Annotated in this window: 22 protein-coding genes and 1 tRNA gene; 11 read left to right on the top strand and 12 right to left on the bottom strand. The window is 62.4% G+C overall.

Annotated elements, in window-relative coordinates; translation table 11 throughout:
- Positions 1–75 precede the first annotated feature (75 nt).
- A tRNA-Ser gene (locus tag D6858_RS07580) sits at positions 76–167 on the top strand.
- 6 nt (positions 168–173) lie between these two features.
- Here the strand turns inward: D6858_RS07580 and D6858_RS07575 are convergent.
- Positions 174–2,216: a TonB-dependent receptor gene (locus D6858_RS07575; RefSeq protein WP_120108713.1), complete on the bottom strand. Its 2,043-nt coding sequence runs from the start codon at positions 2,214–2,216 to the stop codon at positions 174–176.
- Positions 2,217–2,383: 167 nt separating this feature from the next.
- Between D6858_RS07575 and D6858_RS07570 the strand changes: the two genes are divergently transcribed.
- The gene (locus tag D6858_RS07570) at positions 2,384–3,166 is read left to right on the top strand and encodes an enoyl-CoA hydratase-related protein (protein WP_120108711.1); all 783 of its coding nucleotides are present in this window, start codon (positions 2,384–2,386) and stop codon (positions 3,164–3,166) included.
- On the opposite strand, the gene D6858_RS07565 is transcribed toward D6858_RS07570, so the two are convergent.
- From D6858_RS07565 to D6858_RS07545, 5 genes are all read right to left on the bottom strand, one after another.
- Positions 3,153–4,325 carry a glycosyltransferase gene (locus D6858_RS07565; protein ID WP_120108709.1) on the bottom strand — a complete coding sequence of 391 codons (1,173 nt, stop codon included), beginning with the start codon at positions 4,323–4,325 and terminating at the stop codon, positions 3,153–3,155. The genes D6858_RS07570 and D6858_RS07565 overlap by 14 nt on opposite strands.
- Positions 4,326–4,337: 12 nt before the next feature.
- Positions 4,338–4,850 carry a DUF2141 domain-containing protein gene (locus D6858_RS07560; RefSeq protein ID WP_120108707.1) on the bottom strand — a complete coding sequence of 171 codons (513 nt, stop codon included), beginning with the start codon at positions 4,848–4,850 and terminating at the stop codon, positions 4,338–4,340.
- Positions 4,847–5,773 carry a hypothetical protein gene (locus D6858_RS07555; RefSeq protein ID WP_120108705.1) on the bottom strand — a complete coding sequence of 309 codons (927 nt, stop codon included), beginning with the start codon at positions 5,771–5,773 and terminating at the stop codon, positions 4,847–4,849. Before D6858_RS07555 ends, D6858_RS07560 begins: the two co-directional genes overlap by 4 nt.
- Positions 5,742–5,891 carry a hypothetical protein gene (locus D6858_RS15800; RefSeq protein WP_165859656.1) on the bottom strand — a complete coding sequence of 50 codons (150 nt, stop codon included), beginning with the start codon at positions 5,889–5,891 and terminating at the stop codon, positions 5,742–5,744. The genes D6858_RS07555 and D6858_RS15800 overlap by 32 nt, the downstream gene beginning before the upstream one ends.
- A gap of 97 nt (positions 5,892–5,988) precedes the next feature.
- Positions 5,989–6,738 carry a DUF2334 domain-containing protein gene (locus tag D6858_RS07545; protein WP_120108701.1) on the bottom strand — a complete coding sequence of 250 codons (750 nt, stop codon included), beginning with the start codon at positions 6,736–6,738 and terminating at the stop codon, positions 5,989–5,991.
- A gap of 135 nt (positions 6,739–6,873) precedes the next feature.
- Here D6858_RS07545 and D6858_RS07540 point away from each other — a divergent pair, with 135 nt between their 5' ends.
- Both D6858_RS07540 and D6858_RS07535 read left to right on the top strand, forming a co-directional pair.
- Positions 6,874–7,710 carry a transglutaminase-like domain-containing protein gene (locus D6858_RS07540; protein WP_338067278.1) on the top strand — a complete coding sequence of 279 codons (837 nt, stop codon included), beginning with the start codon at positions 6,874–6,876 and terminating at the stop codon, positions 7,708–7,710.
- 198 nt (positions 7,711–7,908) lie between these two features.
- Positions 7,909–8,589 (top strand): L,D-transpeptidase family protein, encoded by a 681-nt coding sequence (locus tag D6858_RS07535; RefSeq protein ID WP_120108699.1) that lies wholly within the window; start codon positions 7,909–7,911, stop codon positions 8,587–8,589.
- Here D6858_RS07535 and tilS read toward each other — a convergent pair.
- From tilS to D6858_RS07510, 5 genes are all read right to left on the bottom strand, one after another.
- Positions 8,582–9,457, bottom strand: a complete 876-nt coding sequence (tilS, locus tag D6858_RS07530; protein ID WP_240623752.1) for a tRNA lysidine(34) synthetase TilS — start codon at positions 9,455–9,457, stop codon at positions 8,582–8,584. The genes D6858_RS07535 and tilS overlap by 8 nt on opposite strands.
- 112 nt (positions 9,458–9,569) lie before the next feature.
- A complete protein-coding gene (locus tag D6858_RS07525; protein WP_120108695.1) occupies positions 9,570–10,505 on the bottom strand; it encodes a tetratricopeptide repeat protein in 936 nt (311 codons plus the stop codon).
- Positions 10,506–10,658: 153 nt separating this feature from the next.
- On the bottom strand, positions 10,659–11,489 hold the full coding sequence (locus D6858_RS07520) for a helix-turn-helix domain-containing protein (RefSeq protein WP_120109553.1): 831 nt from the start codon (positions 11,487–11,489) through the stop codon (positions 10,659–10,661).
- A 149-nt stretch (positions 11,490–11,638) separates the two neighbouring features.
- Positions 11,639–13,906 (bottom strand): phosphoenolpyruvate--protein phosphotransferase, encoded by a 2,268-nt coding sequence (ptsP, locus tag D6858_RS07515; protein WP_120108693.1) that lies wholly within the window; start codon positions 13,904–13,906, stop codon positions 11,639–11,641.
- Positions 13,907–14,093: 187 nt separating this feature from the next.
- Positions 14,094–14,252, bottom strand: coding sequence for a YdcH family protein (locus tag D6858_RS07510; RefSeq protein ID WP_102153773.1), 159 nt, complete (start codon positions 14,250–14,252; stop codon positions 14,094–14,096).
- Between the two features lie 204 nt (positions 14,253–14,456).
- On the opposite strand from D6858_RS07510, the gene D6858_RS07505 reads away from it, so the two are divergent.
- Both D6858_RS07505 and D6858_RS07500 read left to right on the top strand, forming a co-directional pair.
- The gene (locus D6858_RS07505) at positions 14,457–14,654 is read left to right on the top strand and encodes a YdcH family protein (RefSeq protein ID WP_102153774.1); all 198 of its coding nucleotides are present in this window, start codon (positions 14,457–14,459) and stop codon (positions 14,652–14,654) included.
- 100 nt (positions 14,655–14,754) lie between these two features.
- A complete protein-coding gene (locus tag D6858_RS07500) occupies positions 14,755–15,207 on the top strand; it encodes a DUF1465 family protein (RefSeq protein ID WP_120108691.1) in 453 nt (150 codons plus the stop codon).
- 40 nt (positions 15,208–15,247) lie between these two features.
- Here D6858_RS07500 and glpK read toward each other — a convergent pair whose 3' ends face one another.
- Positions 15,248–16,708: a glycerol kinase GlpK gene (glpK, locus tag D6858_RS07495; protein ID WP_120109551.1), complete on the bottom strand. Its 1,461-nt coding sequence runs from the start codon at positions 16,706–16,708 to the stop codon at positions 15,248–15,250.
- A 72-nt stretch (positions 16,709–16,780) separates the two neighbouring features.
- Between glpK and D6858_RS07490 the strand changes: the two genes are divergently transcribed.
- The 5 genes from D6858_RS07490 to D6858_RS07470 all read left to right on the top strand — a co-directional run bounded on the left by D6858_RS07490 (position 16,781) and on the right by D6858_RS07470 (position 22,962).
- A complete protein-coding gene (locus D6858_RS07490; protein ID WP_120109549.1) occupies positions 16,781–17,653 on the top strand; it encodes an MBL fold metallo-hydrolase in 873 nt (290 codons plus the stop codon).
- Complete coding sequence (locus D6858_RS07485; protein WP_120108689.1) at positions 17,638–18,321, top strand: DUF4230 domain-containing protein; 684 nt, start codon at positions 17,638–17,640, stop codon at positions 18,319–18,321. The genes D6858_RS07490 and D6858_RS07485 overlap by 16 nt, the downstream gene beginning before the upstream one ends.
- Before the next feature lie 95 nt (positions 18,322–18,416).
- A complete protein-coding gene (nadA, locus tag D6858_RS07480; protein ID WP_120108687.1) occupies positions 18,417–19,403 on the top strand; it encodes a quinolinate synthase NadA in 987 nt (328 codons plus the stop codon).
- 91 nt (positions 19,404–19,494) lie between these two features.
- Positions 19,495–21,621: a prolyl oligopeptidase family serine peptidase gene (locus D6858_RS07475; protein ID WP_120108685.1), complete on the top strand. Its 2,127-nt coding sequence runs from the start codon at positions 19,495–19,497 to the stop codon at positions 21,619–21,621.
- A gap of 24 nt (positions 21,622–21,645) precedes the next feature.
- Positions 21,646–22,962 carry a DUF2254 domain-containing protein gene (locus D6858_RS07470; protein WP_120108683.1) on the top strand — a complete coding sequence of 439 codons (1,317 nt, stop codon included), beginning with the start codon at positions 21,646–21,648 and terminating at the stop codon, positions 22,960–22,962.
- Positions 22,963–22,966: the final 4 nt, after the last annotated feature.

The following is a 22,966-nucleotide window of genomic DNA, read 5'->3' as shown; positions in this document are numbered from 1 at the left end:
GCAAAAACGATGCAACGTGCCCCTTGCCGCCCCCCGCCCCCCTCGCTATAGGCCGCCGCTCGCTAGCTGCGATCCGGAGACGTGGGTGAGTGGCTGAAACCAGCTCCCTGCTAAGGAGCCATACCTCTATCGGGGTATCGAGGGTTCGAATCCCTCCGTCTCCGCCACCTTTATCACAGGCCGATCTTTACCCCCGCCCAAATGGTGCGCGGAGTGCCGATGTCGATTGATCCGGCCTGATTGCGGGTAACGATCGCTTCATTGCTCAGGTTCTCTCCCCGGATCACCAGTGCCAGACGTGCGATCAGGGGTACTTGCAGGTAAGCATCGATGGTCGTCGCGGCGGGCAGCAGATCGGTCTGCAGATCGTCTTCGTATTGTGCGCCGACATGGCGCAGCGTCGTGGAGAGTATCCAGCCAGTAGCAGGGCGGTATGTCGCTGTGGCGCTGCCCGCCCATTGCGGCACCTGTTGCGGACGATTGCCGTCAAATGCAGCACCCGCCTGCTCCATCCGCGCATCGGTATAGGCCAGCGATCCGCGCAAACTGAACCGGCCCAGTGACAGCCCGGCCCCGGCCTCCAGCCCGCGTGCATGGATCGCATCGATATTGCGGCGCTGGCGGGTCACGACGTCGAGCGTGACATTGGCGATGGCGTGTTTCACCCGGTTGTTGAAGGCAGTCAGCGACAAGTCCACCGCACCGCCCGGCGCGAAATCGATCCCCGCTTCGTATCCGACGAGCCGTTCGTTATCGAGCGCGGCATTGGCCTGCGTGGTCACGGGGAAGACCACGAACGGGCGGTACAGTTCGTTCAGCGTCGGCAGGCGCAGCCCGGTATAGGCCGCAGCGCGCAACCGCACGCCATTGCCCAGCCGGTAGAGCGCTCCGCCGCGCACCGATGTGTCCCAACCCGAACGGTTGGCGAAGCGATCGCTGACCGTTAGCGCGCCGCCCCCGTCACGTTCCACATAGAACCCGTCGCGTATGGTGAACCGGTCGGCCCGGACGCCTGCGGTCAGCGTCAGATCGCCCAGCGTCAGATCGTTTTCCAGATAGAGGCCGAGGTCGGTATTGTTGCCCCCGGCATGACGGCGGGCGGTAATCTGGCCGGTGAAAGCGCTGAGCGCGGTTTCGGAGAGTTCGCCCGATGCCTTTCGGTAATCCAGCCCGATCCGCAGCACATTGGCCGGGCCAAGCGGAGGGCGCAGCTCGATCTTGCCGCCCAGCCCGGTGGCCGGAGTATTGCGTTGATCGAGCACCGGCACGAACCGGGTCGAGCTGATGACGACATTCGTAAAATTGCGCGCCTGCACATATCCCAGAATATCGAACTGCCAGTCCCCGCGCCCGACCAGGCGCAAGCTGGCATCCTGCCCTTCCATACTGCTGTCCGCCCCGGCGAAGCGCAGCGTTCTGTCGTCGCGATAGGCCAGCGCATGGGCCTGCAACTCGATATTGTCGCTCAGCGGCGCGACGGCGCGCATCTGCACTGAATAGCTATCGTAAGCCGCACGCGCGCTGGCAGGCACCCGCTGTCGTTCGGGCGTCGTCCAGAAACCCTGTCCGCGATCCCATCGTCCCGACACCGTGGCAAAACCCGCACCGAGCGGCGCGGCCAGCGTAACACCTACCTCTGTCTCGCCCCGATCATTCACCAGCACCTGCCCGCTGACAGGGCCAAGTGAGGCCGCATCGGCGCTGACCATATCGATAGTCCCGGCCAGCGCACCTGCACCGAACGGCCCCGATCCACCCCCGCGCGTCACCTGCACATAAGCCAGCCGTTCCGGCACGATCGCGCTGAACGGGATATAGCCGAAGAACGGATCGCCCATCGGCACACCGTCCAGCAACACCAGCGCCCGGCTGGAAGCATTGCCGCCCAGCGCCCGCAATGTGGCCCCCTGCGCCGATGGATTGGCGGAGCGGCTATCCGACCGGCGGAACTGCTGAAATCCGGCCAGCGATGCCAGTGCATCCTCTATCCGCCCCGATGCCGTGGTCGCCAGCACCTCCCGCTCGATACGCCGGGTATCATAAGCCGGTGTTGCTGGTGTATCGCTCAGCCCCTTTCCCGTGACGATAATCGGCGGGCTGCTGTCGCCGGAGGCCTCTTCCGCCAATACAGGAGCGGGCACCGCGATCCAGACGGACAGCGCAGCGACCAGCCCCGGAATGACGCGCACCGATCCTGCATCGTTCTGCACACCCATGTTCCACTAACCCGCGGTTATTGCTCTGGAACACACGCGTTGCCCCGGCCGACTGCCCGACACAAGCCGTTCTCCGCACTTTCGCAGCTTGCCAAAGCGCGCAGGGCAATGCCATTGAGTTCGCGATTGGAACTGAATGCGGGCAACGTCCCGAACGGGAGAATACAATGGCATATGAAACCATCACGGCCGAAAGAGACGGCGATGTCCTCACGATAACGCTCAATCGGCCCGAACGGCTCAATGCCTGCCCCCCGGAAATGGCCGGGGAACTGTTCGATGCCTTGCGCGAAATTGGCGATGCCCGCGCGGTGTTGCTAAGCGGTGCTGGCCGTGCGTTCTGTTCCGGCGCCGATCTGGCTACCAATGCCAGTTCTTCGATCAGCGGCGGCGACCGTGCATACGCTTCGTTGCAACAGCACTATAATCCAATGATCCAGCTGCTCGCTTCGGTTCCCGTGCCGGTGGTGGCCGCAGTGAATGGCCCGGCGGCAGGTGTCGGCTGCTCCATCGCACTGGCGGCGGATTTCGTGATTTCAGGCAGGAGCGGATATTTCCTGCAGGCGTTCGTCAACATCGGTCTGGTGCCTGATGGCGGGTCCAGCTGGATGCTGCCTCGTCTGATCGGGACCGCGCAGGCGACGCGAATGATGATGCTGGGCGAAAAGATTTCTGGCGAAGAGGCGGAGCGGATCGGCCTGATCTACAAATGCGTGGAAGACGATGCGCTGATGGGCGAAGCATCTGCCCTCGCAAATCGTCTCGCTGGCGGACCGACAGTGGCGCTCGGCCTGATGAAGCGCACCTTACGGGCCGGCTTGTCCGGCGATCTGAACACCACGCTGCAGGCAGAGGCTGATACTCAGCGGATCGCAGGAAACACTGCCGACGCAGCCGAAGGGGCGATGGCATTCCTTCAGAAGCGCAAGGCCGCTTTCAAAGGGGCGTGAGCTCCGCTTCGCGAGCATGTCGCTCGGCAATTGCCGTGGCATAACTGGCGAACAGATCCGCGAAGTGTTCTTCCATCGTGCGGCTTTTCCAGGTGAACGGCGGGAACGGTTTGCTGAACATTTCCACGATGGCCTGCGCGGCACTGGTCGCGCTGCGCGCGCGATAGCGGATACCTGCCCCGTTGCGGGCATGATCCGCCGCACCGCCAAGATCAGGCACGATGCTTGGCGTACCCGAAGCGCGGGCCTCTGCCGCCGCCATGCAGAATGTTTCCGCTTCGCAGCCGTGAATCAGTGCATCGGCGCTGGCCACGATTCGGGGGAACTTGGCCCGGTCGGTTTCAGGGCCGAACACCCGGATATGCGGGCTGCCCGCGATGCGGCGCTTGATATTGTCCTTTTCCTTGCCCTGCCCGAACAGGACCAGTCCGATCTGCAATTGCTGCCCGGCCAGATGAACGGCATCGACCACCATCGGCCAGCGCTTTTCGGGAGATAGCCGCCCCACACCCAGCAACAGATGCGCGCTGGGTGGCAGTTTGCATTCGCGCAGCAATTCAGCCCGCAGTTCGGGATCGCGCTTTTCCGGGGAGAAGCGATGCGCTTCGATGCCCATCGGATTGATCTCGATATGATCGACCCCGCCCCGCCGCAGCCGCTCGCCCAGTTCGTGACTGGCGCAGACGATGCGGTCGAACCGGTGGCCCATTTCGCGCATATGATCCCAGAATTGGTAGAAATGCCGGTCGATCATCGCGCGGCTGAACGGCGGATTGAGCCAGCGGTAGGCATAGGCCGACAGCGGATCGGCATGCATCACCATCGAACGGGCGACCGGCGCATCCCATTCGGCGACCATCTTCGAACTATGCCAGGGGGTCGACACTTCGACGAAATCGGGCGACAGCGCATCGAGCGTATCGTGCACCTGATCGGTATCGTCGAAATAGTGATATTTGCTGTCGAGAGGGAAGCGCGGGCACGGCACGAACATGATTCGTGCATTCGGCCCGCGCTCCGATATCTCGGCCCTGGGGCCGGGAGCAACGATAGTGATTTCATGCCCCAGCGCCGGCCCTATGGCGAGTTTCTGTTCGACATAGGTCCGCACACCACCGCCATGCGGGGAATAGAATCCGCAAACGTCGACGATGTGCATGGGCCAAAGCCCTTAACGCTTGAGCGGGGCAACTCCAAGTCCGCTGCGATAATTCATCACGACATCAATCGAAGTCGGGCTCGATCCGGCGCGTGTGGCAACGTGCTTCACGTTCGGCTTGCCCCACCCCAGCTTGGGGTTGGAGGAGAAGCCGATACCATCAACTTTCCAGCCAAATTTCCGGTTCTTGTCCCGGTCGTGCAGCACGCTGACGGCATATGTGCCCGCGCGCGGCACGCGGATGCAGATCGGGGTGGAAGACGACGCGGGCACTTCCACCCGGCTGAAGGTCTTGCCCTCCATAACGAGGATGTTGTCGTCCTGAAGGAAGTCTTTCTTCGTTGCAGGGTAAACTTCGATTTTCAGGTTGCCGGTGCGGTCTTTCATGCCGACCGGATTGACCAGGAAGGCGGGCCCGCTTTCATTCGCGCGGCACTGACCTTCGGCCTTGCCGAGATCGGGTGTCGAGGGGATCGGGGCCGCGGCGACGAGCAGCAGCCCGGCGGGGAGCAATAGAGCTCTCATTCGGTTACCTCCGGTTTTACGAGATCGGCCACGCCGAGCACCGCTGCGACACACATATGCGTGATCAGCAGCAGGCCGGCCATCATCGCCATCAGCGTGCCGATCGCAATGTCCTGGCCGAATAGGAACACTGCGAGCCCGGCGAACACGACATCCTTGTTCGGGATGAAGGGCAGGCGAGAAATAAGCATGCGGACAGTCGCGAGGAACATCCACCACGCAATCGCGACGCTGGGCAACGTCAGGTGCCACAACAGCGCCGACAGCGCGATCGACGCGACGATACGCGCGACATGCATCGCGAAAATAAACAGTAGTTCGTTGCGCGGCAGCGAGAAGATCGACTTGCGGAACACCATCGCCGCAAACGAAATCAGCAGGACCACCGCCAGCGACCACAGCAACGGACGACTGCCTTCCTGCAGGATCGTGCTGCCGATCATCGGCCACACGCCGACCAGCAACAGCAAAGTCATCACGTTACCCGCCACGGCGGACAGGATCGTCACGTCCTTCACCGCGCCAAACGGGGCAGCGACCATCGCCGTGCGTTTGCGCGCCCACGAATAGAAATAGGCCTCGCCCAGATATCCGAGCAGCAGTTCGTTAGCGACCTGCTTACGGAGCAGGGCACCGAAGCCAGACAACGGAATCTGCCACAGGCGGCGGAAGATGACCCATTCGCTGATCGGCCCGATCAGGTAGAAGAACGGGAACACCAGCCAGAACAGCGGCGAACGCGGGACCATCGCCCACAATTCGGCAAAGTTCAGCGAACGCAACTGCCATGCCACCGCCGCCAGCAAGGCGAGCGAGATGGCCATCGGCACCAGGTTCCATAACCGGTTGCGCGTCGGGCGGTCGAGCGGAGCCAGCTCGATACGGTCGCTGTCAGGCGTCAAGGCAAGCGTATCCTGCGTCATATTGCGACGTTTTTTCGAGCCTATCCTGTTCGAAACGAAGGCCGGACAGAGCATCGCCCGCCAGCATGCGGCACCGTGCCGCCATGCCCGCGATATGGCGCACAGCAGATTTATCCATTGTGAACTCCATCGGCAGGTTCCTGTCAGGCAGCATATGCGGCCCGACTATGCGGGCGGATACCGGTCGCGCAGCGGCGATCGATGGGGAAATCAGGTCAATTGGCAGCATTGGCATCCAGATCGGCATAGCGCCCGACAGGGCGGCGACGCGCGAAGGCGCCAACGGTGCGATCGATATCGCGGAGGATCGATTGTTTGGTGGTATCGCCGGGGTGCACCGCGATCCGCACGGTGTTCAGCGGTTGCAAGCCGGTGCGCGCCAGCCCGGCAAAGAACAGCGACGATGCCGTCCGCATGCTGGACCGGCTGGCCCAGGTAATTACCGGGCCTTTCGCCAGCACCGCATCATCCGCCGGGCGCCAGACGCGAAAGTGATCTTCCGCCAGACGGAAGCCGACTTCGGATAAAGCCGCCCGCGCGCCATCGCCATATAGCCACGCGGGGGCGATGAATCCGGCAGCCTCCCGCCCGATGGTGTCTTCCACCAAAGCCTTGCCATCGCGCATCCGCCGTAAAGCTTCGTCGTGCGACAGGCCGAGGAACTCTCCTTCCCCTGCAGTCATATGCTTCGCCTTGAAGTTCGCCAGCCCTTCGTGCTGCGACAGATCCTTGTGAAACCAGCCGTGGACGAACATTTCCACCCCGCGATCGGCCCATTCGCGCAGCTTCGCGCGATAGGCTGCGTTGGGTTCCAGCGGGTTCACGCCCCAGTGATCGGGCACCACCAGCATGGCAAAGCGCGGCCCGCCCAGCAGCCCTTCCAGACGATCGGCAAGGCGATCCACCTGATCGGAAAAACCGGGGCCGACATCGTGTATCGACACAAGCAGACGGCGCGCGCTCATCCCCGCAGCATCGCACGGAAATGGGCGGCCCCGCAAAGGGCAGCCGGAAAGGCCCGGTTGGACAACATAACAATCTTGTCCGCACGGGTAATGACGATTCCGGGGAATTCAAGCTTGCACGGCATTAATGAATTGATGAAACCTGCGGCGGAACCGGGCATTATCAGCCGTATCATGATCATCTCCATCAACGCCCATTTCGACTTCACGCTGCCGCAGCTCACTGATGTCGCACTGCAATTCGAAGCTGCGGCGCTGCCCGAACAGCAAGTGATCCGCTGCGACACCCGCCTTTCGCCCAGCGATTATTTCGCGCGCATCCCGGCGGAAGATAACATCGGTGAACGGATCATGTTGAGCGCCGATGGCTTTTTCAGCGTGGATTATTCGGCGGAAGTGGAAATCGACCGCATCACCGCTCCGCTCGATTCACTGGAAGCGCTTCAGCCACACGAATTGCCGGGCGAAGTGTTCAGTTACCTGATGGATTCGCGGTATTGTCAGGCAGACCGGTTCCATTCTTTCGTCGACGACGAATTCGGCGCGACCACCGGCGGCGCGCGAGTGCTGGCGATCCGCGACTGGATTGCAGAGCACTTCGCATACGAGCCGGGTTCGAGTACGCCCGAAACCACCGCGATGGACAGTTTTATCGAACGGCGGGGCATCTGCCGCGATTATGCCCATGTGCTGGTGACACTGGCGCGAGCCTCCACCATCCCGGCGCGCTTCGTCTCGTGCTTTTCCCCCGGTGTCGAGCCGCCCGATTTTCATGCCGTGGCTGAAGTCTTCCTGGCCGATCCCACGATCGATGGCGGCGGCGCGTGGCATCTGGTCGATGCCACCGGGATGGCCACGCCAGACGATATCGTGAAGATCGGTGTAGGGCGCGATGCCGCCGATGTCAGCTTCCTGACAACGTTTGGCGATTCTCGGTTTGGCGACAAAACAGTGGGCGTCAGCCGCGCATAATTGTCTGGCTGCGCAGCGGCGGCGGAGAATCAATCGGTCTGTGGATTGCCGCGTCGCGCCGCTCCTCTCAACGGCATCGCCGTTCCTCCAGCCCCGGCACGCCCGTCCCCGTTAACATTTACGCGAGCGGCGTCCCACAGGGAGACGCGCCCGCCTTCGCCACTGGTCGCCACGCCCGGTTCGCGCCATAATGCGCGCATGAATACGATGGTAAAATGGATTGGCGGTGCGACAGCGGCAGTCGTTCTCGCTGCCGGTGGGGCCGTGCTGATCAGCGACCGGATGGCCGATGACCAAACCGAAGCGAGCCCCGCTATCGAAGATGCGATTCCGGTCGATCCGGCAGCCCTGACTGACGAGAAAGTCGCCGGTGACGATGCCAAGCCAGCCGCATCTGCCACCCCCGATGCGGATGAGCGTTTCGTCGTGAAGCGCATCCTCGATATTCCCGGCCCCATCAAATACGGCCAATATTTCTGGGACGACAAAGACGTGCCCGATGGTCCGCTGGTGATGACGGTGGACCTCGATGCGCGGGTGCTGTCGGTGTTCAAGGGCGGGTATGAAATCGGCGCGGCTGCCGTTCTGCTCGGCACAGACGATTATCCCACGCCGCTGGGCACGTTCCCGATCATGTCGAAGGAACGTCACAACGTTTCGGAAAAATACGGCAACGCCCCGATGCCGTGGACCATGCGCCTCACCAACGACGGGGTCGCTATTCACGGCGGGTCGAACGTCGAAAACGGATATGCCAGCCACGGCTGCATCGCCGGACCGGACGAATTCGTGTCGAAGATTTTCGCTATCGCCAAGCCGGGCGACAAAGTCATCATCACCCGTGGTGAAACGATGACGAAGGGCGATTCGATTATTTAAGATCGTGTCCCGGCGTTCTGCGCGCTGGCTCCGGTCGCAATACCCATGCCGCTCCACGGGGTTGCGCCAGCACGCCGCCCAGATTGGCGGCTTGCCCAGCCAGTAAAGCCTGATCGAGCCGGGCGATGGCCGAACCGCGCGCATCGCCGCCGAGCAAGCCGATGGCCCGCGCCAGCACCCGCAAACGCACCGCGCGCGGCGCCTGTGGGCGATATGTGATTTCGGCACCGTTCACGGCAACCTGCCGGTCCCACTCGCCCTGCGCGGCCCATTCGATCGCTTCGTCCGCATCGGCCAGATGGGCCGCGCTGGTCGCCAGCGCCAGCGGATCGATCCAGTCGGTTGCGGAAAGCTGTGCGCGCACGCGCGCCCGGTCATACCGCGGATCGGCATTTGATGGGTCAACGGCAGCAATCAGCCCCACGCCATCGACAATGCCCTGCAATTCCGCCTTGCGCCAGCCAAGCAGCGGGCGGATCAGCGGCGCGCCGCCCGGAGAGACTCCCACCGCGCGCACCCCGGCAAGGCCCGCGACACCGCTGCCCCGGTTGAGTCGCATCAGCAGGGTTTCGGCCTGATCGTCAGCGTGGTGTGCGGTCGCCAGCGCCGCCAGCCCGCGCGCCGCGAGCCAGCCTTCCAATGCGTCATATCGGGCGACACGCGCTTCTGCCGAGACATTGCCCGGCTCCACCGAAACCGGCAATATCGCATGCGGCACGGCCAGATCGGCACAAATACGCGCAACCATCGTCGCTTCGTCCACGCTTTCAGGGCGCAGACGGTGATCGACGGTGGCCGCCTCTATCCGCCCCGGCAATGCAGCATGGGCGAGCAGCAGGAGTGCAAGACTATCCGGCCCACCCGACACAGCCAGTCCCAGTCGTGGGGCATCCGGCGCGGGCGATGCAACAGCGGCATCGGGCCAGACCCGTTCGAGGTCTGCCCGAAACCGCGCGATCAGATGCGGATGCAGCCCGCTATCAATTGCATTTCACTTTCTTGAGATTAGCCTGATACTGGCCGCTCAGCCGCCCGGTGGCGACCGCCGGATAGGTATCGCTGAATTCGGCCAGCGCGATGCAGGCGCGCTTGGTATCTTTCATAGCGATCATCGCTTCTGCCAGATAGAGCAGGCTGTCTGGCGCACGCGCGCCCTGCTTGTCGGACTGATAGTTCTTGAGGAACCATGCCGCCGCTTCCTTGGGCTTGCCATCGTCGAGATAGGCGCGGCCCAGCAGGTTGCGGCCATAACTGATCCGCGAATGCTTCGGATATTTTTCGACGAACAGCGAAAGCTGCTGTTCCGCTTCGGGATAGAATTTCGCATCCCACAGGCGGAAGCCGTAGCTGTATTCGTCATCGCCTGCATCGCCGGTCTGCGGTTTGGCAATCGCCTGCACCGCCGCCAGCCGTTCCGCTGTCGGGCCGCTGGGCTTCGCAGCGGGCTGTGCCGGTTGCGCGGCCGGTTTCGGGGCCGAAGCGCCACCGGTCATCGCCGAAAGGTTCGAGCCCACCGCTTCGCTCGATGTCGTAGTGGTCGCGGCAGGCGCCACCCCGCTCAACGTATCGAGCCGCTGGTTGATGACATTGATCGCGTTGGTGTTCACCTCGGTCTGTGCCGTCAGCCCGGCAATCTGCGATTCCAGCGCATCGAGCCGGGCGAGAATATCGGTCACCGCCGTTGTCGTGGGGGCGGCGGTGTTGGTGGTCGTCGGCTGTGCCTGCGTGATCTGCGGTTCGAAGAACTTGCCGTCCGCACCGGGGAAGACCTTGCGCTGCAACGCGCGAATTTCCGCCTCGACCTTCTTCAGGCGCGCTTCGGAATTGGCATCCTGTGCTGCGACCGGGGTCGCGGTGGCGGCGATGGCAGCCAGCGCCAGCGGCGCGGCGATCGCCCGAATGGTGAAATTGCCCATGTGGTCCCTTCCGTCAGATGCCTTCAGACATATTCGACACTCCCCTTGAACGGGTCAGTCGAACGACGCCTGAACAGCAGCGGCGGCAATCTGCCGCCGCGTGGCGTGCTTGTCGAGCCGCCGGTTAACCTTATTCGGGGAAACTGCGCGAGATCAATTTCCCGTTGCCGTCGGTTGTGCCGCTGGTTGCGCGGCCCTGCCAAGCAAGGCCGCAGCGGTAACCGGCACATCTTTCATCACTTTGTCTTCGTCAGACAGTTTGGGAACAGCGCGCCCGCCAACAGTGATGGAAAACGCATCGGGCCGCCCGGTCCATGCCATCGGCCCCTTTGCATCGGCGGGAACGGTATAGCTTTCGCCTTTGGCCATCTGTTTCTGCATCAACTGTTTGCCATCGGCGTCGTAGAACTTGATCCACATTCCGTCCTGATCCGACGTGAATACCACCGGGCCGTTGGCAGGGACCGCCGCCGGTTTCGCGGCAGGGCGCGGCGCCGCGGTCGCGCTGGCCGACGCAGCAGGCGCATCGTCAGGGCCAAGCAGCGATGCAGGGCCCGCCCCCGGTGCGACCACGCGGGTGTAGAACATGAATCCGCCGACCAGCAGCAGCAGGACCGCCAGCACACTCAGCGCAGTAAGCCCGCGCGAGGGCACCCGCGTCGGATCGCCCGGCTCAAACGTCGCGACCCGTTGCCGTTCCGAATAATCGGTCGCGCCCAGTTGCGCGCGCACATCATCCAGAATTTCCTTCTCGTCGAGGCCCAGCATCCGCGCATATGTGCGCGAAAAGCCGATCGCATATGTCCGCGCGGGCAGCGCGCCGAAATCGCCCGCCTCGATCACTTCGAGATGGCGCAACGGAATGCGGGTTTCGGCGGCGACCTGTTCGATCGTCATCCCGGCAGCTTCGCGTGCCAGACGCAAGCGATCACCCGCACCATGCAGCGGGAGTTCTTCGTTCGGCGTAGCCGTATCCTGATCCATTACCTGTCCAAATGATTGTGCGACCCGTCCCCCGGGCGTGTTATCAGAAAAGAACCGCGTGTTACCTGTCAAGAATTCGATGTTATACGTGGCATTGTTGTCGATGAAGTGGCCGAAGTGCACGGCGAACCCCGCAAAACCCCGCCAAATCAGTCAGTTTCGATACCTCTTTCGTCTGCCCATTGCTGTAACGCGGCGCGCATGTCCGGCGGCGGCGAATGCAGCCACCCGGTCATCGCAGTGCCGATTTCCGCCAATTCCACCTTGCGAACCAGTTCCTTGATCGGGCCAATGGCAGCAGGTGTGATCGACAGCTTGCGAAAACCCAGCCCAAGCAGAGCCAACGCCTCCAGCCGCCGACCGCCCATTTCACCACATACCCGCAAGTCCACCCCACTGCCTTCCACCGCCAGCACGACACGGCGCAGGAACCGCAGAATAGCGGGGCTGACCCAGTCGTATCGTTCAGCCAGCTTGGGGTTGGCGCGGTCCGCGGCAAACAGGAACTGCGTCAGATCGTTGGTCCCGATCGAGAGAAACGAAATCCGGGGCAGCAGCGCATCCAGCACTTCGGCCAGAGCGGGCACTTCCAGCATGGCCCCATAATGGATCGCTTCGGGCAGGATTTTCTTGCGCTTTTTCAGGAAGGCAAGCTGGCCATCGAACACCGCCTTCGCAGCGTCGAATTCCCACGGTTCGGATACCATCGGGAACATCACGTAAAGCGTCCGCCCGCTTGCCGCCTCCAGCAAAGCGCGGGCCTGCGCCTTGAGCAACCCCTCACGCTCAAGCGCCAGACGCAGCGCGCGCCAGCCCATCGCGGGATTCTCTTCGTTTTCCGCCTCTTCCGAATGGATATACGAAACCGCCTTGTCGCCGCCGATATCAACTGTGCGGAACACCACCGGCTTATCGCCCGCAGCTTCCAGAACATCGCGATAGAGCCGAGTCTGCCGTTCGCGTTGCGGCATCGTGGCGGATACAAGAAACTGGAATTCCGTGCGAAACAGACCGACCCCGTCTGCCCCGACCAGCGGCAGCGACGCAATATCGTCGCGCAGACCGGCATTCATCATCACCTGGATTCGCGTACCGTCGCGGGTGAAAGGTTCGACATCGCGCAATTCGGCATAGGCTGCCTGCCGTTCACGGGTGCGGGCGAAACGATCGACAAACAGATCGAGTGTTTGCTGCGCCGGGCGGACATGGACAATCGACTTGTCGGCGTCGAGCAGCACCTCGTCGCCATCGCGCACGATACCGCGAATTCCGCGCGCCCGACCCAGCACCGGAATGCCCATCGCCCGCGCCACGATGACCACATGCGCAGTCAGCGAACCTTCTTCCAGAATAACGCCCTTGAGACGCCGCCGGTCGTATTCAAGCAGTTCCGCCGGGCCAAGATTACGGGCGATCAGGATCGTATCGCGCCGCAGACCTTGTGTGGCAGCGGTGCCGAGCTGGCCCGAAACGATCCGCAACAGGCGGTTCGACAGATCTTCCAGATCGTGCATCCGATCGGCCAGCAACGGATCGTCAATTTCGCGCATCCGCATCCGGGTGCGTTGCTGCACCCGTTCGATAGCGGCCTCTGCCGTCAGCCCGGAATCGATCGCTTCGTTGATCCGGCGGCTCCACCCTTCATCGTAAGCGAACATCTTGTAAGTCTGGAGGACTTCGTCATGTTCGCCGCCGGTTCCGAATTCGGCCTGACTGGCCATCGCTTCGATCTGATCGCGCATCTTGTCGAACGCGAGATAAACCCGCTGGCGTTCGACCTCGATATCGTCGGCTACGACCTGATCGATCTGGATGCGCGGCTGGTGGAAGACAGCTACGCCCGAGGCGATGCCTTTTACCAGACTGAGGCCAGTGACCATCTGCGGGCCGGACAGCGCCTCCCCCAGCGCGCCGGTTTCTTCATCGACCAGACCGTTGTGCGCGATCAGTTCGCTCAGCACCATCGCCACGGTCTGCAACGCTTCGATCTCGACATCTTCGTAGCGGCGGGGGTCGGAATGCTGGACGCACAACGTACCAACCGCCCTTTCGCGATAGACGATCGGCACCCCGGCGAACGAATGGAACCGCTCTTCCCCCGTCTCCGGGCGATAGGCAAAGTCGGGATGGGCCGCTGCTTCCGCGAGGTTGAGCGTTTCGATCCGGTCGGCGATCACGCCATTGAGACCTTCGCCCACCGCCAGTCGGGTGACGTGGACCGCGCTCTGTTCCAGCCCGCGGGTGGCGAACAGTTCGAGCATTCCTTCGCGCAGAAGGTAGATCGAACAGACTTCGCTATGCAGGTTTTCACCGATGATTTCGACCACGCGATCGAGCTTGCCCTGCGGGTGCAGGCGCGAAGCCATGACTTCGTGTAACTGTGTGAGTATCGAACGGGCGGCAGCTGCAGCGGACATCGGATGCCATGTCTAACCGATTGTGCCCGCATTGGGAAACGCCCATTCGCGGCAGTTGCGTATTATCATGAGAAATGGCGCGTGCAGCAGGCCATCCGGCCTCTGCGACGCGCCATCCTCCCGCCGGTCAAGCGGCGATCGTGCCTGCCGAAAGGGGTTGGCAGGCGCGCAAAACCCTCATGCGGTACTAGATCTGGTTCAGCTCTTCTTTAATGCGGAGCTTTTGTACCTTGATGCGCTTGATCGCCTCCACATTGGGTGCCGGTCGATTCATCTCCTCGCGCAGGCGGGCTTCGAGACCAGCATGTTTGGAGTGGAGGGCATCGGCGTGGGACGATGAAAGCATATCGTTCTCCTAAACGAAGGGGCCCCTTCTCGCGGGGGACACCCGGTGAAGCGACTCGCACCTTCGCGGAACGAGCCGCGTCTCATTATTGAAACATAACATTGATGACTTGCGAAGCCCCCACGAATCCCTAATCGACGGACCGCGCGCGAATCTGCGACGAGGCGTTCGCGCCTGAGCGCGAGCATAGGGAGTAGGGCGGGGATGACGGAAGAAGAGCTTCGCAAGCGCCTCGCGATGCTGCGAACCGAGCATCGCGATCTGGACGCAGCGATCGATGCCCTGACCGCCGCCGGATCGACCGATCAGTTGCAGATTGCCCGGCTTAAAAAGCGCAAACTGCGCTTGAAAGACCAGATCTCGATGGTCGAAGACGAATTGTTGCCCGACATCATCGCCTGACCACCCCCGCTGTCCCGTTGCGGGACAGCGAACAAACCGATGCGGGAAAACTCGGTTACCAAGCTGGAATCGGCGATTCGCCCGATCTAGCTGGTTTGACATGGGGAAACCGCGCAGCATCAGCCAGCCGATTATCGAAGCGCTTTATTGCGAAGCGCTGATCCTTGCCGACGAGGTGAGGTCCGCGTTCGATCTGGTGCCTTCGGCCAACGAAACCAATGATCTGGCGCGGATCGCATTGTCTGCCGAAGGGCTGCGAACCACCACACGCATGATGCACCTGCTGGCATGGTTGCTGAACCAGCGCGCCTATCATGCCGGCGAGCTCAGCGAATTTCAGTTGCGCCGTAACGGTTTTCTGCCGCCCGACCGCCCATCGGACCCTGCCAATCTGGCCTATCTGGAGCCGGAAACCTGCTCGCTGATCCGGGACACCGAAGCGATGCATTTGCGCGTTTCAAGGCTCGATAACGCGTGGCGCGACCGGTTCGCGATGCGCGATTCCGCTGTCCGTGGATTTTACGAAAAGCTGGGCCGGGAAATGGGCGCCTGATCGGGTTTTGTCTGATCAGACAAGCCGAAACCAACGCGGCCTAAACCGCCGCCAGCGCCTTTTCCCAGCGTTGCAGCCGCTCCACCCGCACCTGTTCCGACATACGCGGCTCGAACGTCCGCACTGTGCCCCGCATCGCGCGGACCGCATCTTCCAGCGATCCGAATAAACCGGCCCCTACCGCCGCCAGTATCGCCGCGCCCAGCGCCGTGGTTTCCACCATATCGGGCCGTTCGACGGGTATATCCAGCATGTCGGCCAGATCCTGTGCCATCCAGTCGTTCGCGCTCATCCCGCCATCGATCCGCAAGCCGGTCCACCCCGCACCGTCTGCTGCGAAAGCATCGGCCAGATCGTGGGTCTGATGGGCCATCGCCTCCAGCGCGGCGCGGGCGATCTGGGCACGCCCGCTGGCGAAGCTCAGCCCCGCGATGACTCCGCGCGCCTGCGCCAGCCAATGCGGCGCACCCAGCCCCGATAGCGCGGGTACGATCGTCACGCCGCCGCTGTCGGCCACGGATCGGGCCAGCGCCTCGGTTTCGCTGGCGCTGGAGATAATGCCCAGCGAATCGCGCAGCCATTGAATCAGGCTGCCTGCCACGAACACCGATCCTTCCAGCGCATATGTCCGTTTGCCGCCGCGTTGCATCAGCACCGTGCCGAGCAGGCGATGATCCGAATGCGGCACTTCGCCACCTTTGTTCGTCAGCACGAATGCGCCGGTGCCATATGTCGCCTTGGTTTCCCCGAACGCGAAGCAGGCTTGCCCGATAGTGGCGGCCTGCTGATCGCCCGCCAGTCCGGCAATCGGCGTTCGGGTACCGAGCAGAATGGTATCCGCCAGCTCTCCATACGTATCGATCACTTCGGGCAGGGCATCGTGTGGCACCCCGAACAGACCGCACAGTCCGCTGTCGAACAGCGGCGCGTCCAGCGGCAACAGCAGTGTGCGACTGGCGTTGCTGGCGTCGGTCATGTGCGCCCCGCCGGTCAGATGATAGAGCAACCACGATTCCACTGTCCCGAACGCCAGCCGCCCGGCCCGCGCCGCCGCGCGCACCTGGCCATCGTTATCGAGCAGCCAACGCATCTTGGTGGCGGAGAAATAGGGGTCGAGCAGCAATCCGGTTGCTTTCTGCACCGCCGGTTCGTGCCCCGCCTCTTTCAGCCCGGTGCAGAAATCGGCTGTGCGGCGATCCTGCCACACGATGGCGCGGGCCAGTGGTTCACCGCTCTGGCGATCCCATGCCACCACTGTCTCTCGCTGATTGGTGATGCCAATCGCAGCAATATTGGCGGCGCCGACCTTTCGCGCGACTTCGTGCATGCAGGACAGCGTCCGGTCGCGGATTTCGCTCGCATCGTGTTCGACCCAGCCCGGCCTTGGATAGTGCTGCGTCAGCGGCCGCTGCGCCACCGCGGCGACCGCGCCGTGCAGGTCGAACGCAATCGCGCGGGTCGATGTCGTCCCCGAATCGAGCACCAGAACATAGTCGGTCATAAACGGCATCTCTCCTCGCCCTTGCAAACGGGTCGGGGTGACATGGCGCAGGCCTGCCCCCATATGCAAGCGATGGCTGGACCTCCTCCCAAACCGTGGCCCACCGGGCTGGTCGAACATCCCGAACCGCTGGTGCGGCGCGTACTCGCACCCAATCCGTCGCCATATACTTATACCGGAACGCAGACCTATCTGGTGGGCGACGACGACCGGATCGCGGTGATCGATCCCGGCCCGGACGAGCCGGATCATATCGCGGCGCTGCTGTCCGCAATCGGCGATGCCGAAGTCGCCGCGATCATGTGCACTCACACCCACCGCGACCATTCGCCCGCCGCCCGCTCGCTGGCGGAAAAGACCGGTGCGCCGATTGTCGGGTGCGCGCCTCTGGTGCTCGACGACAGCGGACCGCGGGCCGACGCGTCATTCGACAAATTGTACGAACCCGACCGCGTACTGGCCGATGGCGAAGCGATGACCGGCCCCGGCTGGACACTTACCGCCGTTGCGACGCCGGGGCATACATCGAACCATCTTTGCTTTGCGCTCGAACAATCGGGCGCGCTGTTCACCGGGGATCACGTCATGGCATGGTCCACCAGCGTGGTGGTGCCGCCCGATGGCGACATGTCGGCCTATATGGCCAGCCTCGAAAAACTCTATGCCCGCGAAGATCGCGTCTATTACCCGGCGCACGGTCCCGCAGTGGAGCGGCCACGGCAACTGGTGCGCGGAATGATCGGACACCGCCGTCAGCGCGAAAACCAGATCGTGCGCCTGCTGAGCGAAAACGCGCAAAGCCCGCGTGAACTGGTGGCCGTTATGTACAAGGGACTCGATCCTAAACTGGAAGGCGCCGCGCGAATGAGTGTGACCGCGCACCTGATCGATCTGGAACGGCGCGGCATGGTCAGCCGTTCGGAGGATATATGGCAGACAAACTAACCAGCGAAGAGATCCGCCCCGACACCCCCGTACAGCGCCAGCAATCGCTGGCCCGAGTGCAGGCTATGCCCTGGCTGATCGTCATCGTGTTGCTGGCTGCGGTCGCATTCCTCACCTGGCGGGCCTATTTCTACAGCGAAGAAGGCGACCCCGTCGGCAGCGCGATGCTCGCCTTCGAAAAGCAGAATTCGCTCAATGTCTTCTCCAGCCGTTTCGAAGTGGTCGCGGAAAGCGAAGATGCGCGCGGCGTGCTGGGGATCGACCTGCTGAAAAGCAGGCAAGCGACTATCCTGCCTGCCACCGTCACCTACACGCTCGACCTGTCGCACGTCGGGCGCGACAGCTTTGCATGGGATGCTGCGAATGAAACGCTCGACGTCGTATTGCCCGCGCTGAAGATTTCGCGACCCAATCTCGATGAAGCAGCAGCGCGGGAGTTCACCGATGGCAACTGGGTAACCGCCGGGGCACAGCGGGCACTATCGAAGAACAATTCGTTGCAAGCCGAACGCAAGGCTGCTGCATTTGCCAAGAACCCGCAGGTTCTGGCTCTCGCCCGGCAAGCAGCGAAGGAAGCCGTGAGCCAGAATCTCGCCATTCCGATGCAAGTCGCCGGATATGGCGATGTGAAGGTGCGGGTTCGTTTCGAGGGCGAAAAACAATCCTGAGGCCATAAGCCACACAGAACGCCCGCGCGGAAGCCCCTCGCCTCTGCGCCCATTCGAGCTATAAGCGCCGCAAACGCATCGCAACGGGACACGATATGACTGCCGAAACCAAGCTGCCCACGGGCGAAGATCTGATCGCCGAAATCGATCGTCTGCGTAAAGAGCGCAATGCAGTGATCCTTGCCCACTACTACCAGTCGCCACAGATTCAGGATCTGGCCGATTTCGTTGGCGACAGTCTGGAACTGAGCAAGAAGGCGGCGGAAACCGATGCCGACGTCATCGCGTTCTGCGGGGTCAAATTCATGGCCGATACGGCCAAGATCCTCAGCCCGGAAAAGATTGTTGTCCTGCCCGATATGGACGCTGGCTGTTCGCTGGAAGACAGTTGCCCGCCGGAAAAGTTCAAGGCTTTCCGCGAAGCGCACCCCGACCATATCGCGCTGACATACATCAACTGTTCGACCGAAGTGAAAGCGCTGAGCGATGTGATCGTCACCAGTTCCAGCGCAGAAACGATCATCAGCCAGATCCCTGAAGACCAGAAGATCATCTTCGGCCCGGATCGCCATCTGGGCGGGTATATGAGCCGCAAGTTCAACCGTGAAATGCTGTTGTGGCCGGGCGTATGCATCGTCCACGAAGCATTCAGCGAAACCGAACTGCTCAAGCTGAAGGCGCAGCATCCCGGTGCACCGGTCGCTGCACACCCCGAATGCCCGCCAACCATCGTCGATCATGCCGACTATGTCGGGTCAACCAGCGGCATTCTGCAATTTGCCCAGACCTTCGAAGGCGACACGCTGATCGTGGCGACCGAACCGCATATCATTCACCAGATGGAAAAGGCGCTGCCCGAAAAGACCTTCATCGGTGCGCCGGGTGCGGACGGCAACTGCAGTTGCAATATCTGCCCCTACATGGCGTTGAATACGCTGGAAAAGCTCTACACCGCGCTGCGCGATCTCGAACCGCGGATCGAAATCGAGGAAGGGCTTCGTCTGGCGGCCAAGCGCAGCCTCGACCGGATGCTGGAAATGGCCAGCGGCACCATTGGCAAAGGCGACCTCGGCAAAGTGTAGGCGACGGACAGGCTGCGGGGGCTGGCCAATGCCGCCCCTACGCCTTAGGAAGTTTCGCCTGATACCAATGCATTGACGAAGGGCCGCATTCATGAAGCCGACTTCCCGCCGTATCCTTGCCCTTGCCGGAGTGGCCGCCGTTGCGCCGCTGCTGATCGCGGCCACTGCCCAGAGCGGCGATCCCTTTGTCTGGCTGGAGGATATTCACGGCGAGAAGGCACTGGCTGCGGTCGATAAGTGGAACGCGGAAACGATGGCCGCGCTCACCGCTGCGCCGACTTATGAAAAGGACCGCGTCGAAGCCAAGGCGATCATGGACGACGATGCCCAGATCGCCGAGCCGGGCCAGGTGATGGGCGATGTCGTCACTAACCTGTGGCAGGATGCCAAACATACCCACGGCCTGTGGCGCGAAGCCAGCCTGTCGTCGTTCAAGGCGGGCAAGCCCGAATGGAAAACGCTGATCGATCTCGACGCGCTGTCGAAAGCGGAAAACCAGAAATGGGTGTGGCACGGGGCCGATTGTCTTGCGCCGGATTACAAACGCTGCCTGATCTCGCTCAGCCCCGGTGGTTCGGATGCCGATGTCGTGCGCGAATGGGATCGCACCAAGGGCAAGTTCGTCGACGGCGGATTCGAATTGCCGCAAGCCAAGAGCGGCGTGACCTGGCAGGATAGCGACACCCTGCTGGTCGGCACAGACTGGGGCGCGGGGTCGATGACCGATTCCGGCTATCCCCGTGTGCTCAAGCGGTGGAAGCGCGGCACTCCGCTGTCCAGCGCCACCACGGTGATGGAAGGCGCGCCGTCGGATATCTCGGTCGGCAGCTTTGCGATCATGGATGGCGACAAACGCTATGTCTTCGTCACCCGCGCGACCAGTTTTTACACCAGCCGTGCGTGGGTGGAGGGGGCAGGCGGTGCGCTGATGCCGGTGCCGATGCCCGACACCGCCGATCTGCACGGCATTATCGATGGCAAGCTGCTGGCTTATCTCAATAAACCGATGGGCGAGTTCAAGGCCGGGTCGGTCGTTTCATGGCCCATCGCCCCAATCGCGGAGGGCAAGGCCCCGGCCCCTTCGCTGGTGTTCGCACCGACCGACAAACAAGCGGTGCAGTCGGTTGCGACCACCGATCACGCGGTATGGATCAACCTGCTCGACAATGTGTCGGGCAAATTGCTGGCGCTCAAACCCGATGTCAATGGCGGCTGGGCACAGGCCGTTGCCAGCCTGCCGGACAAAGCGACGATCGCGCTGGATGCAGGTGACGACAAGAACGACACAGTGTTCGCTACAGTGCAAAGCTTTACAGTGCCGCCGACGCTCTATGCTGTTGGCGCCGATGGCAAGGCCGACGCCGTGCAATCGCTGCCCGCCAAGTTCGACGCCAGCCAGATCGATGTCGAACAGTATTTCGCGACATCGAAAGACGGCACCAAAGTCCCCTATTTCCTCGCCCGCAAGAAAGGCGTGAGCAAGCCTGCGGCGGCGTTCATTCATGCCTATGGCGGTTTCCGCGCGGCGCAGTTGCCGACGTATCTGACCACGCAACCCTATCGCGCCGGGCCGGTGGCGATGTGGTGGGTGGACGAAGGGCAGGTCTATGTCCTCGCCAATATTCGTGGCGGCGGCGAATATGGGCCGGGCTGGCACGATTCCGCGCTGCGTCAGAACCGCCAGCGCGCTTACGACGATCTGTATGCCGTGGCCGAAGATCTGGTCGCACGCGGGCTGACGACCAAAGGCAAGATCGCTGTGTCGGGCCGTTCGAATGGCGGGCTGATGGCGGGGGTCGCCGTGACGCAGCGGCCCGATCTGTTCGGCGCGGCGATCATTGGTTCGCCGCTGCTCGATATGAAGCGGTATTCGCACCTGCTCGCGGGTGCATCGTGGATGGCCGAATACGGCAACCCCGATGTACCGGGCGACTGGGCCTTTATCCGCAAATATTCGCCATATCAGGCCGTGAAGAAAGGCACCAAATATCCGCCGGTGTTCTTCTATTCCTCGACCGAGGATGACCGGGTTCATCCCGGCCATGCGCGCAAGATGGCGGCTAAGCTGATCGATTACGGCAATCCGGTCTATTTCCACGAATACCGCCTCGGCGGCCATTCAGTGGGCGGGGATCACGGGGAAGACGCGGTACGCGCCGCGCTGATCCGTGCTTATCTCGACCGGGTATTGATAAAGGGCGACAAGTCGGCACCGTAACCGGTCCCGTGCGTTGAACACGCAATGACAGCACAAATCCGCTGGCTATGGAGTCGGCTCAACGCGAATTACTGGTTTTACCCGGCACTGTTTTCGGTGTTTTCCGCGGTGCTGGCGTTCACGCTGATCTGGCTGGATCGGAACGGTTTCGCGGATTGGCTCAATACCATGTCGATCATTGTCCCGGCGCGGCCCGACGGGGCGACCAACATGCTCAGCGTCATCGCCGGATCGATGATCGGCACGGCCGCGACGGTGTTTTCGATCACAATCGCTGCAGTTGCTTACGCCAGCGGCAATTACGGTCCGCGCCTGTTGACCAATTTCATGGAAGACAAGGGCAATCAGCTTTCGCTGGCGACCTTTATTTCCACCTTCGTCTATTCGATCATCGTGTTGCGATCGGTCCGCGCGGAAGACGAAGTGGCGGCCAATGCCACCGACGCGGCATCGACAGCACTGCCGGGCTTCGTGCCGCAGCTATCGCTGCTGGTGGCATTCGCGCTGATGGCGATTTCGGTGGCGGTGCTGGTGTTCTTCCTCAACCACATTCCCAGTTCGATCCGCATCAACACCGTGCTCGAAGGGATCGGTCAACGCCTGCTCGAACAGGTGCGTGACGAATTTCCCGAACGAAGCTGCGAAGCCGAGCCCGATGATCAGCCCGGCGGCCAGCCGCTGCGAGCCGAAGGCACCGGCTATGTCCAGATGATCGATTTCGATGAACTGAGCGAAATCGCGGAGGAATACGGGTGCGCGATCTCGCTCAAGGTCCGCACGGGGGATTTCGTGCATCCCGGTGTCGCGCTGGCGGAGCTGGATGGCGACGAGCCGGACGAAGAACTGACTGAGAAGCTGCACTCAGCGCTGATTCTGGGTGCCACCCGGACGCCCAAGCAAGACCCCGACTTCCTGATCGACGAACTGGTCGAAATCGCCCTGCGCGCGCTCAGCCCCGGCATCAACGATCCCTTCACTGCCATCACAGCTCTGCACTGGCTGGGCGCCGCCACCGCTGAGCTGGGGAATCGCGATTTGCGTAAGAACGCGCGGCAGGAAGCGAACGAAAAGTGGGTCTATCCCTTGCCCGATGGCTTCGCCCATTTCGTGCGGCGCGGGTTCGGTGCGGTGCGCAGCGCGGTTGCCACCAGCCCGCGTGCATCGCTGGTCATGTTCGACGTGCTGGCCAATGCCGCCAGCACTATCGACGAAGAATACCGCGTGGACCTGTTACGCGGGGAAGCGGCGCTGCTGCTGGAACAGGCACGCACCGCCTTACAAGGCCCCGATTTACAGGACGTGGAAGATCGCCACGCGGACTTCCGGGCGCGGTTCGGATAATCCC

The sequence above is a fragment of the Tsuneonella suprasediminis genome (genome assembly GCF_003605755.1).
Lineage (GTDB): Bacteria > Pseudomonadota > Alphaproteobacteria > Sphingomonadales > Sphingomonadaceae > Tsuneonella > Tsuneonella suprasediminis.
The sequence above is the reverse complement of the archived record's forward strand: the minus strand, read 5'-3'. Positions and strand labels throughout refer to the sequence as shown.

Bases quoted from the DNA above. Each gene is read 5' to 3' on its own strand.
- D6858_RS07575 (WP_120108713.1), bottom strand. From the start codon at position 2,216: ATGGGTGTGCAGAACGATGCAGGATCGGTGCGCGTCATTCCGGGGCTG.
- D6858_RS07570 (WP_120108711.1), top strand. From the start codon at position 2,384: ATGGCATATGAAACCATCACGGCCGAAAGAGACGGCGATGTCCTCACG.
- D6858_RS07565 (WP_120108709.1), bottom strand. From the start codon at position 4,325: ATGCACATCGTCGACGTTTGCGGATTCTATTCCCCGCATGGCGGTGGT.
- D6858_RS07560 (WP_120108707.1), bottom strand. From the start codon at position 4,850: ATGAGAGCTCTATTGCTCCCCGCCGGGCTGCTGCTCGTCGCCGCGGCC.
- D6858_RS07555 (WP_120108705.1), bottom strand. From the start codon at position 5,773: ATGACGCAGGATACGCTTGCCTTGACGCCTGACAGCGACCGTATCGAG.
- D6858_RS15800 (WP_165859656.1), bottom strand. From the start codon at position 5,891: ATGGATAAATCTGCTGTGCGCCATATCGCGGGCATGGCGGCACGGTGC.
- D6858_RS07545 (WP_120108701.1), bottom strand. From the start codon at position 6,738: ATGAGCGCGCGCCGTCTGCTTGTGTCGATACACGATGTCGGCCCCGGT.
- D6858_RS07540 (WP_338067278.1), top strand. From the start codon at position 6,874: ATGAAACCTGCGGCGGAACCGGGCATTATCAGCCGTATCATGATCATC.
- D6858_RS07535 (WP_120108699.1), top strand. From the start codon at position 7,909: ATGAATACGATGGTAAAATGGATTGGCGGTGCGACAGCGGCAGTCGTT.
- D6858_RS07525 (WP_120108695.1), bottom strand. From the start codon at position 10,505: ATGGGCAATTTCACCATTCGGGCGATCGCCGCGCCGCTGGCGCTGGCT.
- D6858_RS07520 (WP_120109553.1), bottom strand. From the start codon at position 11,489: ATGGATCAGGATACGGCTACGCCGAACGAAGAACTCCCGCTGCATGGT.
- ptsP (WP_120108693.1), bottom strand. From the start codon at position 13,906: ATGTCCGCTGCAGCTGCCGCCCGTTCGATACTCACACAGTTACACGAA.
- D6858_RS07510 (WP_102153773.1), bottom strand. From the start codon at position 14,252: ATGCTTTCATCGTCCCACGCCGATGCCCTCCACTCCAAACATGCTGGT.
- D6858_RS07505 (WP_102153774.1), top strand. From the start codon at position 14,457: ATGACGGAAGAAGAGCTTCGCAAGCGCCTCGCGATGCTGCGAACCGAG.
- D6858_RS07500 (WP_120108691.1), top strand. From the start codon at position 14,755: ATGGGGAAACCGCGCAGCATCAGCCAGCCGATTATCGAAGCGCTTTAT.
- glpK (WP_120109551.1), bottom strand. From the start codon at position 16,708: ATGACCGACTATGTTCTGGTGCTCGATTCGGGGACGACATCGACCCGC.
- D6858_RS07490 (WP_120109549.1), top strand. From the start codon at position 16,781: ATGGCTGGACCTCCTCCCAAACCGTGGCCCACCGGGCTGGTCGAACAT.
- D6858_RS07485 (WP_120108689.1), top strand. From the start codon at position 17,638: ATGGCAGACAAACTAACCAGCGAAGAGATCCGCCCCGACACCCCCGTA.
- nadA (WP_120108687.1), top strand. From the start codon at position 18,417: ATGACTGCCGAAACCAAGCTGCCCACGGGCGAAGATCTGATCGCCGAA.
- D6858_RS07475 (WP_120108685.1), top strand. From the start codon at position 19,495: ATGAAGCCGACTTCCCGCCGTATCCTTGCCCTTGCCGGAGTGGCCGCC.
- D6858_RS07470 (WP_120108683.1), top strand. From the start codon at position 21,646: ATGACAGCACAAATCCGCTGGCTATGGAGTCGGCTCAACGCGAATTAC.